Below are 11,635 nucleotides of genomic sequence, written 5' to 3' on the forward strand. Positions count from 1 at the left end.
CTCGGTCGGTCGCGTGATCCGGGCCCCGTCTGCGTCCGGACGGGGCCGGCGGCCACATCACTTCGGCCCGTACCCGCGCGGTCCGCCGGCCGCCCTTTCTTCCGTCACGGGGCGCCCGGGCCCGTCAGGCGCGGTGGTACTGCACCGGCGAGTGGACCTGCCCGCCGAGCGCGGCGGCGGCGTGGCGCGCCCAGGAGGGGTTGCGCAGCAACTCGCGGCCGATCAGGACGGCGTCGGCCCGGCCGGCGGCGAGGATGTCCCGGGCCTGGGCGGGCTCGGTGATCAGGCCGACGGCCGCCACCGGCATGCCGGCCCCGCTGCGGATCGCCTCGGCGAAGGGCACCTGGAAGCCGGGGGCGGCGTCGATCTTCGCGTCGGGGACGAGGCCGCCGGTGGAGACGTCCATCAGGTCCACGCCGCGGGCCTGGAGCTCCTTGGCCAGGCGCACGGTCTCCTCCAGCGTCCAGCCCTCGCGCCCGTCCTCGGGGTTCTCGGCGATCCAGTCGGTGGCCGAGACGCGGAACAGCAGCGGCAGTTCCCCGGGCCACACGGCGCGCACGGCGTCGACGACCTCCAGGGCGAAGCGGGTGCGGCCCTCGAAGGAGCCGCCGTACTCGTCGGTGCGGCGGTTGCTGGCGGGGGAGAGGAACTGGTGGATCAGGTAGCCGTGGGCGCCGTGGAGTTCGACGGCCTGGAAGCCGGCCTCCAGGGCGCGCCGGGCGGCGTCCGCGAACTGCCCGACGATCTCGCGGATCTGCTCGCGCGTCAGCTCGTCCGGCGTGGTGTGGTCGGGGGAGAAGGCGACGGCGCTGGGGCCCACCGGGGTCCAGCCGTGGGTCTCGTGCGGGGCGAGCGCGCGCCCGCGCTCGACCCAGGGGCGCTCGGTGGAGGCCTTGCGCCCGGCGTGGCCGAGCTGGATGGCGGCGACGCTGCCCTGGTCCTTCAGGAAGGCGGTGATCCGCCGCAGCGCCTCGGTCTGGGTGTCGTTCCACAGCCCGAGGTCGTAGGGGCTGATGCGGCCCTCGGGGGAGACGGCGGTGGCCTCCACGATGATCAGCCCGGTGCCGCCGGCCGCCCGCGCCGCGAGGTGGGTGAAGTGCCAGTCCGTCGCCACCCCGGCCGCCCCGCCGTCGGGCGCGGCGCTGTACTGGCACATCGGCGACATCCAGACGCGGTTGGGGACGGTCAGTTCCCGCAGCGTGTAGGGGGTGAAGAGGGTCGTGCTCATGGAGGCTCCCCGGCGGCATTGATTGCAGGTGCACTATCTGCTGCAACAATAGTTGCATACGCTTGCCATTGCAAGGGCGGGCTTTCCCTGGGCGGCGAGGCCCCGAGCTGACGATCCGTCATATCCCGTTTTCCGGTGGCCACCCCGTAGTCGCGCGGCTAGGGTGGGCGACGATCCGTCGGGCTCCTGACGGGCCGAGCAGGGGGCGGGATGCGGATGGCGGCCACTGCCGGCATGAGGTCACGGGCGCACCGCTTCGGCGGCAGACCCGCCGCGCCGCCCACCACCCCGGGCCGGCTGCGCCGGACCGTGGTCGCGCTGGTCCTGTGCACGGCGGCGCTGTGGGGGACGCTGCAGACGGCGCTCTCCGGCGCGCACACGACGGTGTCCGCCGCCGAGGCCCACGCCGATCCGGCCCTCGTCGACACCGCGCAGCTGTCGTACCTGCTCGCCGACGCGGACCGGGTCGCGGCCGGGAGCTTCGCCTCGGGGACGGTGCGCCTGAGCGGACCGGGGCAGCGCTACCAGGACGACCTGAAGTCCGCCCACCAGGCGCTCGCCCGGGCCGCCGAGCACGACGCGACCGGCCCGGCCGGCAGCGGGCGCCTGCAGGCCGTCGAGGGACTGCTCGTCGAGTACACCGGCCTGATCGAGCAGGCGCACGCCACCGAGAGCCAAGGCGCCCTCGGCACCGCCTACTTGAGCTACGCCACGAACCTGATGCACAAACCCGGCGACGGAGTCCTCGCCCAGGTCCGGCAACTGCGGGCCGCCGAGCAGCAGGAACTGGACCGGCAACGGCAGAGCGGATGGCTCGCCCCGGCCGTGCTGCTCGGCGTCCTCGCCCCCGCGCTGCTCGCCCTGGTCCTGCTGGTCGCCACCCAGCGCTTCCTGAGCCGCCACTTCAACCGGCGGCTCAACCCGTGCCTGCTCACCGCGTCCGTCCTGCTGCTCGCGCTGGCCGGCTGGACGGCGGCGGCGACCCTGCACACCGACCGGGCCTTCGCCACCGCCGCCGACGAGGCGCTGCCCCGGCTGACCGCCGCCTGGCAGGCCCGCGCACTCGCCGCCGACGCGGCGGGCGGCGACGCGCTGGCGGTGGTCCAGGCCGTCCCCGGACAGGACCTCTCCGACGACTTCGCCACCTACACCGGCCAGTTGGCGGACCGTCCGGTCACGCCGGGAGAGGCCGCGGCGGCCGAGAGCGAGGCGCCCGCGTTCCACGGCATCCTCGCCGACCTGATCGACGCCGACCTCCGCCCCGACTCCTCCCCAGCGAAACGGGACGCCGCCGTGCACACCCTCCAGGACTTCCGGCAGTTCACCGCAGCCGACGCCGAGCTGCGCCGGCAGGCCGCAACCCGCGGCCCCGCCGCGGCGGCCGCCGCCGACCCCGCCGTGGTGGCCACCGCCGTCGGCCCCGGCCCCGCCCAACTGGGCGGCGCCGGCGCGGCGTTCGACGCCGACCTGGCCCGGCTCGCGGAGCCGGACCGGCAACGGCTGGCCGACGCCGAGTCGGCGGCCCGCTCCGACCTGGGCCTGGGCCGCGCGCTCCCGGTGCTGTGCGCCGCCATCGCGCTGCTCTGCCTGGGCGGCCTCTGGCCGCGGATCGACGAGTACCGGGCCGCGCGATGAGCGCGGCGGGCCGCTGGGCGCGGGCCGCCCTCGCCCTGCTGCTGGTCGCCCTCGCCGGCCCCACCGCCTGCAGCGGCGGCCGGTCGGGACCGGTGGTCCACGTGCTCGGCACCTGGACCGGCAGCGAGCGGGACTCGTTCCTGGCCATGGTCGCGCCGTTCGAGCAGCGGACCGGGATCAAGGTGGACTACCAGGGCTCCCGGGACTCCGACACCGTGCTGGCCGACCGGGTCGGCAACGGGACGCCGCCCGACCTCGCCGTCCTCTCCAGCCCCGGAAAACTGGTGCAGTACGCCCGGGCCGGCCGCCTGGCCCCGCTCGACGGCGCGCTCGACCTGCCGGGCATGGCCGCGCAGTACGGAGAGAGCTGGGTGCGGCTGGGCGCCGTGGACGGCAAGCAGTACGCCGTGTTCGTCAAGGCCACGGTGAAGAGCCTCATCTGGTACTCGCCCAAGGCCCTTGCCGCACACGGCTGGACACCACCCGGCAGCTGGGACCAGCTGAACACCCTGGACCGGCAGATCGCCGGGTCGGGCGTCCCCCCGTGGTGCGTCGGCCTGGAGTCGAGCTCCGCCTCCGGCTGGCCGGGCACCGACTGGCTGGAGGACATCGTCCTCGCCCAGTCCGGACCGGACGTCTACGACCAGTGGGCGAGCGGCGCGCTCGCCTGGAACTCCCCGGCGATCAAACGGGCCTGGCAGACCTGGGGAGACGTGGTCGCCGCCAAGGGCATGGTCCGCGGTGACGCCCGCGGCATGCTGCTCACCGGCTTCGCCGGCTCGGGCGGCTCGCTGTTCGGCCCGCAGCCGGGCTGCTACTTCGAGCACGCGGCGTCCTTCATCACGGACTACTACCGGCAGGGCGACCCGCGGCTCAAGGCCGGCGAGGACTACGACTTCGCCCGGTTCCCGGCCATCGACGAGGGGTTCAAGGGCACCGAGGAGGTGGCGGGCGACCTGCTCGGCATGTTCCACGCCACCCCGGCCGCCCAGCAGCTCGCCGCCTACCTCACGACACCCGAGGCGCAGCGGATCTGGGTGGCCCGCGGCGGTGCGCTGAGCCCCAACCGCCAGGTGCCCGCCACCGTCTACCCGGACGCCCTGTCCCGCCGCCTGGGCCAACTGCTGGTCGACGCCCGGGCGGTGCGGTTCGACGCCTCCGACCTGATGCCGGACGCGATGCAGAGCGCGTTCTACCGGGCCGTGCTCGCCTACGCCAACGACCCCTCGCAGCTGGACGCCCTGCTCGCGGACCTGGACCGGGTCCGGGCCGCGGTCCACGCCTGACCGGTGCTCGCCGACCCACCGTCGAGTGGCCCGCGGCCGACCGGGCCGGCGCCCGGTTGCTCCGCCCGGGCGGCAGGCGCCAACACGGCGCGCCCGCGACCGGCACCGGACGCAGGAGGCGCCTACAGTCCTTGCGTGAGCGACGACCCCACCCGCACCAAGGCCGCGAAGGAACTGGACCTCCCGGAGGGCTGGGTCTCGGGATTCGCCATGGCGGCGCTCGCACTGATCATCGGGTTCCTGAGCTACGAACTCTCCCAGGACACCACGCCCAACCTGGGCCAGCTCGGACTGTCGGGGATCGTGAGCCTCATCATCGGCACCCTGGCGAACCCGCAGGGCAAGGGGCAGCGGTTCTGCTGGTGGGCGCTGCTGGGCTGCACCTTCCTCGGCGCCGTCACCGGCGCGCTGATGACCGGGCTCACGGACCGGTCCGCGGCCGCCCCGGCGCTGTCGATCTTCGCGGCGGCGTTCTTCGGCCTGCTGGTGGACGGGGAGAAGCTGTCGGTGGGCAGCCCCGGGAAGTGAACCGGGCGGGCGCCGGCCGCCGGCACCCGCCCGGTCTGTTCCCGGAGGCGTTCTCAGCCCGCGCGCGTGCAGAGGTAGAGCTGCCGGCCGCCGGAGTCGTCGCCCGCCGCCCGCCCGCCGCCGTACTCGGAGGCCGGCACGGCGGTGCAGGCGGTCCGCACCCAGGACTGGATCTCCGCGGCCGTCGTCGGCCCCGCCGCCTCGCCGCCGCCACCGGGCCGGCCGGCCCCGCCGACCAGGACGTACCTCAACGCGCCGTCCCCGACCAGCTGCTGGAACTCCGCCAGGGTCGGTGACGGCGCCGAACCGCTGAAGCCGCCCATCGGCAGGACCTCCTCGCCCGTCGCCAGGATGAACGGCGAGGCGGCGCTCCAGCTGGAGGCGGCGAACAGGTAGCGGGCACCGCCCCGGTGGGCCCGCAGATAGTCGAACAGGGCCTGCTCCGGCGCCGTCAGGTGCTCCGAGGAACCGCCGAACCCGCCCCCGCCGAACCCCGCGCGCTGCACGCGCCCGGCCCCCGCCCCCGCGAGCGCGTGCCGCCCACCGGTGCCGTGCCCGCCCCCGGAAGGACCGACGGTGCCCATGCCCGAGTCGCCGTACGCCGAGCCCAGCACCGAGGACGCCCACGCACCCGGCGCCACCAGCATCGCCGCCACACCCGCCACCAGGCCCGCCAGCGCGACCCGCCGCCCGGTGAAACGGCTGAACCTGACCGCCGCGAGCAGCGCCAGCGCCGCCACCCCCAGGACCACCACGACCGGCGCCAGCCACGGCAGGAACGACGGGAACTCCCGGGCCAGGAAGACCGACCAGAGAGCGGTCCCGGCGACCGCGCCCGGAAACGCCCACGCCCGCGCGCCCCCGCGGTGGAAGCCCTGCCACAGCAGCACGACCCCCGCACCGCACAGCGCCGCCAGCGGAGCCGCGATCACCCCCATGTAGTAGGAGTGGCCGCCGACGCTGCCCGCACTGAAGACCAGGAAGAACACACCGAGCCAGGCACCCCACAGGACGTAGCCCGCCCGCAGCACGTCGGTGCGCGGCTCGCGCCGACGCCAGGCCAGCCCGCACAACAGGGCGACCACGGCGACCGGGTAGAGCCAGCCGGTCTGCGGGGCGAACTGCGAGCCGAACATCTTCGTCCAGCCGCCGTCGTCCGCACCGCCGCCGCCCTGACCCCGCGGAGCGACCTGCGCCCGGGCCCCCTGCTCGCCGCCCGCCGCACCGGCCCCGGCGACGTGGCCCCCGCCACCGCCGCCACCACCGCCACCACCGCCGCCTCCGCCGTTCCCGCCACGGACCGCCTGCACGCTGCCCGTCTGCGCCGCGCTCATCCCCAGCGACGAGAACCGGTTCAGGAAGTTGTAGCCGACCACCATGCTGAACGCCGAGTTGTCCGTCGTACCGTCCACGAACGGACGGTCCCGCGCCGGCGTCGCCGTGACCGCCAGCATCCAGGACGCCGAGACCACGACCGTCACCAGCCCGGCCAGCGCCACGTGCCCGATCCGCCGCCGCAGCGCAGCCGGCGCCGCCAGCAGGTACACCGCCGCCAGCGCCGGCAGCACCGCCCACGCCTCCAGCATCTTCGTCTGGAACGCCAGCCCCACCCACACCCCGGCCAGCAGCAGCGGGCGCAGCCGCGCCGCGTGCGCCGCCCGCTGCGCCGCGTCGGCCGCGAGCAGGAGCAGCAGCGTGAACGCGGCGTCCTCGACCGCCGTGCGGAACAGCCCCGCGGCCACCGGCGTCAGCGTGAACGCCGCCGCCGCGAGCAGCCCCGCACCGGCCCCGGCCCACCGCCGCACCACCCGGTACAGCACCAGGACGGACAGCACCCCCTCCACCACCTGCGGCAGGGTCAGCGCCCACGGGTGGAACCCGAACACCCGCGCCGACAGCGCCTGCGGCCACAGGAACCCCGGCAGTTTGTCCAGCGTGATCGTGCCCGCCGGGTCGAACGACCCGAACACGAACGCCTTCCAGCTCTCCGTCATGCTGCGCACGGCGTCGGCGTAGAAGCCGTGGAACTGGCTGTGGCCGATGTTCCACGCGTACAGCACGGCGGCGACGGCCGCGATCCCCAGCAGCGCGGGCCGGGCGTAGCCGGGCTGGTCGTCGGGGGACTTCCACGGGGCCCTGCGGCCACGCGACGGGGGAGCCGGGGCCTGGCCGGGGGCGGTGAGGACGTTGAGAGCCATGATCCGCACCTTCGGGCGCGTCCATGAGAGATCCCTTGGAAAGCACCCCGGTTTGGTCATTTTTATACCTACAGCACGCCGATCGGCCCACTCCGCCCCCGACCTGTGAACGATCGGTGTGCCCCTGCCGGGCCGGCCCCCGTCAGCCCTGCGGCGTCCGTCCGGCGCCGGCGAGGAGCGTGCGGACGGTGGCGGCCATGGTGTGCCGCGCCTCCTCCGGGCTCTGGCCGCAGCTGCGCCAGTGGTGCCAGGCGCTCCACGTGGTCACCGCGTCCAGGCCGTCGAGCAGCTCGCTCCGGGCGGGTTCGGGGAGCGGGTCGAGTTCCGCGGCGAAGACCTGGGCGAGCCGCAGGCGGGCGAAGTCCATCATCTGTCGCACCGCCTCCTGGATCCGCGGGGACGGGTTCTCCAGCCGCATGACGGCGAGTCTGGTCGGGGTGACGCCCTCCAGGATGCGGGCGCGCTGCTCGGTGAGGGCCGTGACCCGCAGCTCCCGCGGCCCCTCGGTGGGAAGCGGTCCGATCCGGGCCGCGAGCTGCTCCAGGCGCCGGCTGACGGCCACCTCGGCGAGCTCGGCCATGTCGGCGAAGTGGTGGAACACCAGCCGGCGGGAGACGCCCGCCCGTTCGGCCACCTTGTCGGCGGGGAAGTGCGACTGGTTCTCGTCGAGCAGCGACAGCACCGCGTCGGCGATCTTCTCGCGGGTCTGCCGCCCGCGTTCCGTGCGCCCGTCGGCGGCGGGCGCGGCGGGCGCGGCGGGCGCGGCGGTCTCGGACCGTTTCACGTGGGCTCCTCCGCACTCTCGTTGACATTCTTGCACCGCGAGTGCAAGTGTACGCGTTGCACGGGGAGTGCAATAAGTTTCCAGTGGGGGCGGCACGCCCTTCCGCCGCGTACGAAAGGCCGTTCGCCGCAGATGTTCACCACGGTGGGGCGCTGGTGCGCCCGCAGACCCAAGCGCGTCGTCGCGGCCTGGCTCCTGCTGCTGGCCGCCGCGCTCACCGCCGTCGGGCTGCTCGGGCGGGTCACCAGCGAGGACGTCTCCATCCCCGGCAGCGACAGCCAGGCCGCGCTCGACACGGCCACCCGCGCTTTCCCCGCCCCGCCCTCCGGCAAGCAGCCGGTCCTGCTGCACACCCCCGCCGGCGCCGCCCCGCTCACCGACCCCGGCGCCGCCGCCGCCGTCCGCAGCGCCGCCACCGCCATCGCCGCGGTGCCGCACGTCGTCGCCGTCACCACGCCCTACGACCCGGCCGGCGCCGCGGCGACGAGCGCCGACGGCCACACCGCCTACCTCTCCGTCGAACTCGACGTCTCCGGACGGGAGGTGACGCCCGCGACGACCGACGCCGTGCTCGCCGCGGCCGCACCGGCCACCGCCGCCGGCATCGAGGTGACCCCCGGCGGCCAGCTCGCCGCGGCGGTCGACCGGGGGAGCACCGGGCGCAGCGAGGCCATCGGCCTCGGCACCGCCCTGGTGATCCTCGCCCTCACCCTCGGCAGCCTCCTCGCCGCCGGCCTGCCGCTGCTCGCCGGGGTGGTCGGCCTCGGCATCGCGCTGCCCGTCCTCGGCCTGGTCGGCCACCTGATGGACGTCCCCCAGGCCGGCGAGACCATCGCCGCGATGATCGGCCTGGGCGTCGGCATCGACTACACCCTCTTCGGGCTCACCCGCTTCCGGGAGCTGCGCGCCGCCGGGGCGGGCGTCGAGGACGCGGCCGTGCGCACCACCGCCGGCTCCGGCAAGTCCGTCGCCTTCGCCGGCAGCGCCGTCGTCGCGGCACTGGCCGGCCTGGCCCTGGGCGGACTGCCGCTGCTGTACGCCCTGGCCCTCGCACCCGCGATCGCCGTGGTGGTGGCGCTGGGCGTCAACCTCACCCTCCTGCCCGCGGTCCTCGTCCTGCTCGGCACGCTCCTGACACCCCGCCCGGCCGCCCTTGCCCCCGCCCCGGACGGGCGCCCGCGCGGCTGGGGCCGGATCGCCGCCCTGGTCGCGGCCAGGCCGTGGCCCCTGCTGCTGGCCGGCCTCGCCCTGCTCGGCGCCCTCGCCGCCCCGGCGGCGCACCTGCACCTCGGCCAGCTGGACGCCGGCGGCAAGGCCCGGGGCACCATGAGCCGCACCGCCTACGACCGCATGGCCCAGGCCTTCGGCCCGGGCGCCAACGGCGTGCTCCAGGTCGTCGACGTCCTGCCCGCGCCGGTGCGGGCGGGCGCGGGGAACACCGACCCGCGCCTGACGGCCGTCACCACCGCCCTGCGCGGTGCCGAGGGCGTCGCCGCCGTCGGCCCGCCCGCCCTCGCCGCCGACGGCCGCACCGCCCGCTGGCAGGTCACCCCGGCCACCGCCCCCTCCGACCCGGCCACCACCGCACTCGTCCACCGCCTGCGCTCGGACGTCCTGCCCGCCGCCACCGCCGGCAGCGGCCAGGTGCCGCACGTCGGCGGCGCCCCGGCGGCCCAGGCCGACCTCAACGCGCGCATCGCGCAGCGGATGCCGCTCGTCGTCGGCTTCGTCCTGACCGTCGCCGGCCTCCTCCTGCTCCTCGCCTTCCGCTCGCCCGTCGTCGCCGTCAAGGCCGCCGTCATGAACCTGGTGTCGGTCGCCGCCGCCTACGGCGTGCTCACCGCGGTCTTCCAGCACGGCTCGGGCGCCCGGCTGATCGGCCTGGAGGGCGCCGTCCCGATCCCCGGCTACGTGCCCCTGCTGATGTTCGCCGTGCTCTTCGGCCTGTCGATGGACTACGAGGTCTTCCTGCTCAGCGCCGTGCGCGAGGGCTACCTGCGGGAACGGGACAACCGCCGCGCCGTGGTGGCCGGCCTCGCCGCGACCGGGCGGATCATCAGCTCCGCCGCCCTCATCATGGTCGCGGTCTTCCTGAGCTACCTGCTGTCCGACGACCCCGTCGTCAAGATGTTCGGCGTCGGCCTGGCGAGCGCCGTCGCCCTGGACGCGACCGTCGTCCGCGGCCTGCTCGTGCCCGCCACCATGGTCCTGCTCGGCGACGGCAACTGGTGGCTGCCCCGATGGCTCGACCGCCTGCTGCCGCACGTCGACATCGAGGGCGACGGCCACACCGGGCATCCGGCCGCCGACGCCGACCCCGCCCCGCCCAACTCATTGGCCGGAAGCCATTCCTGATGTGTCATCACATCCGCGGGCTCAGTCCTCGTCGAACGGTTCGTCGCTCCACCGGAACCAGGCGCGGCCGTCCTCGATGTGCAACAGGAACTCGGCGACCGGACCCGACGGGGCCACGAGCGACAGGGCCCGCGCGATCCGGTCGTAGACGTCGTCGAAGCGCTCGATCCCGTCCGCCTCAAGGAGGGCCAGCGACTCGTCGAACCACGGCTTCACCGCGGCGAACGCCGGCGTGGGGACGAAGCGCCCCTCCAGCCACGGGAAGTCGGACCCGTCGACCAGGATCTCGCCGAGCAGTTCCTCCTGCCGCACCAGCCGCCAGACCCCGTCCCCGAAACCCATCCCGCCGGCCCTCCGTCCCGCCGCCGTCGCGGCAGCCTCCCACACGGCACGGACACCGCCCGGCGCCAGCGCGCGAAAAGGCCCGGGTCCGGGCGGCCGAGGGGGAGACGGCCGTCCGGACCCGGGAGCTCGGGGGTGGCGCGCCCGGTGGGGCGCCACCACACGCGGTGGACCGCGTCGCGGGCCCGGCCGAGGCAGAGCCCCTCCCTCCGGCACCGGCCCGCGGTCCGGGCGGGTCGCAGGCTCAGGAAGCTATGCGGCGCGCGTCAACGGACCGTCGACGATCGGTAGACGAGCAGTCGCCCGCGGTAAATCGGTTGGGCCGGTCCGCTCCTTGCTGTTACTGTCTGTGCAGCCGTGAAAGAACGTGAGGAGGTGTGAGACCCATGAAGGCTGTATCCGTGTGGGTGCTCCCCCTCGTCGTCACGGTGGGCGATTGACGTTTGGTGTCGCCCGGGAGCCCCTGCGACAAGGCACTCCCGAAAGGCAACACCATGAACGCATCCTCTTCCCCGCACCCCGTCCCGGGCCCGCGCGAGCACGCGCTCACCGTCACCCGTACCGCCGACACGCAGTGGCAGGCCCTCGACGGCGACCTGGTCGTCGGCCGCGCCGACGCCTCGAACAGGCCCGACGGGCGGCTCTTCGTCAGCATCGACGCCTGGCACGACGCGGCCCGCGACCGCCTCGCCGCCACGATGCTCGCCGACCTGCCGGCGCCGCTGCACACCGTCGCCGACGAGGCCGACCACGACGCGGTGGCAGCCTGGCAGCGGCTCGGCTTCACCACCGCCCGCCGCGAGCGGACCTACGTCGTGCCCACCGACCCGCACACCACCGGGCTCGCCCCGGCACGGCCCCCGGCGGGCGTGACGATCGTGCCCGCCGGCCAGGCGCAGGAAGGCCCACTGCACGACCTGGACCGCGCCGTGCGCGACGAGGTCGGGGCCGGCCCCGGCTGGCGGACGATGCCGGCCGAGGTACTGCCCCGCCCGGCGGGCACCACCGTCGTCGACCCGTCGAAGTACGTCGTCGCACAGCAGGACGGCCGCTACCTCGGCCTGCTCCGCCTCGCCCCGGTCACCCGCCGGCCGCGGATCGGCCTCATCGCCGTCCGCGCCGAGGCGCAGCGCCGGGGCATCGCCCGGGCGCTGCTGGCCCACACACTGGGCTCGCTGCACCACGCCGGGACGGCCTCGGCCTGGGCCGAGGCCGACGAGACCAACACCTGTCTCTTATACACAACACCCAGCCCACGAGACACACTGATATAGGGTAT

9 protein-coding genes are annotated in these 11,635 nt (G+C 75.2%); 5 read left to right on the top strand and 4 right to left on the bottom strand.

The window, feature by feature from the left end:
• Positions 1 to 124: 124 nt before the first annotated feature.
• Positions 125 to 1,228 carry an NADH:flavin oxidoreductase/NADH oxidase gene (locus ACFV4F_RS33735; protein WP_380508346.1) on the bottom strand — a complete coding sequence of 368 codons (1,104 nt, stop codon included), beginning with the start codon at positions 1,226 to 1,228 and terminating at the stop codon, positions 125 to 127.
• A 234-nt stretch (positions 1,229 to 1,462) separates the two neighbouring features.
• Here ACFV4F_RS33735 and ACFV4F_RS33740 point away from each other — a divergent pair, with 234 nt between their 5' ends.
• The 3 genes from ACFV4F_RS33740 (at position 1,463) to ACFV4F_RS33750 (ending at position 4,677) form a co-directional block, all read left to right on the top strand.
• Entirely contained in the window at positions 1,463 to 2,863 is a 1,401-nt protein-coding gene (locus tag ACFV4F_RS33740; protein WP_380508349.1) for a hypothetical protein, read from the top strand.
• Positions 2,860 to 4,149 (top strand): ABC transporter substrate-binding protein, encoded by a 1,290-nt coding sequence (locus tag ACFV4F_RS33745; protein WP_380508351.1) that lies wholly within the window; start codon positions 2,860 to 2,862, stop codon positions 4,147 to 4,149. The genes ACFV4F_RS33740 and ACFV4F_RS33745 overlap by 4 nt, the downstream gene beginning before the upstream one ends.
• Before the next feature lie 135 nt (positions 4,150 to 4,284).
• On the top strand, positions 4,285 to 4,677 hold the full coding sequence (locus ACFV4F_RS33750) for a hypothetical protein (protein ID WP_380446382.1): 393 nt from the start codon (positions 4,285 to 4,287) through the stop codon (positions 4,675 to 4,677).
• 53 nt (positions 4,678 to 4,730) lie between these two features.
• Here the strand turns inward: ACFV4F_RS33750 and ACFV4F_RS33755 are convergent, their stop codons facing one another.
• The gene (locus ACFV4F_RS33755) at positions 4,731 to 6,875 is read right to left on the bottom strand and encodes an ArnT family glycosyltransferase (protein WP_380508354.1); all 2,145 of its coding nucleotides are present in this window, start codon (positions 6,873 to 6,875) and stop codon (positions 4,731 to 4,733) included.
• Positions 6,876 to 7,017: 142 nt separating this feature from the next.
• A complete protein-coding gene (locus ACFV4F_RS33760) occupies positions 7,018 to 7,659 on the bottom strand; it encodes a TetR/AcrR family transcriptional regulator (RefSeq protein ID WP_380508356.1) in 642 nt (213 codons plus the stop codon).
• 132 nt (positions 7,660 to 7,791) lie between these two features.
• Here ACFV4F_RS33760 and ACFV4F_RS33765 point away from each other — a divergent pair, with 132 nt between their 5' ends.
• Positions 7,792 to 10,014, top strand: coding sequence for an MMPL family transporter (locus ACFV4F_RS33765; protein ID WP_380508359.1), 2,223 nt, complete (start codon positions 7,792 to 7,794; stop codon positions 10,012 to 10,014).
• Positions 10,015 to 10,035: 21 nt separating this feature from the next.
• Here ACFV4F_RS33765 and ACFV4F_RS33770 read toward each other — a convergent pair whose 3' ends face one another.
• Positions 10,036 to 10,356: a hypothetical protein gene (locus tag ACFV4F_RS33770; protein ID WP_380498070.1), complete on the bottom strand. Its 321-nt coding sequence runs from the start codon at positions 10,354 to 10,356 to the stop codon at positions 10,036 to 10,038.
• A gap of 494 nt (positions 10,357 to 10,850) precedes the next feature.
• On the opposite strand from ACFV4F_RS33770, the gene ACFV4F_RS33775 reads away from it, so the two are divergent.
• Complete coding sequence (locus ACFV4F_RS33775) at positions 10,851 to 11,630, top strand: GNAT family N-acetyltransferase (protein ID WP_380508362.1); 780 nt, start codon at positions 10,851 to 10,853, stop codon at positions 11,628 to 11,630.
• Positions 11,631 to 11,635 lie beyond the last annotated feature (5 nt).

It is taken from the genome of Kitasatospora sp. NPDC059722 (assembly GCF_042733235.1).
GTDB lineage: Bacteria > Actinomycetota > Actinomycetes > Streptomycetales > Streptomycetaceae > Kitasatospora.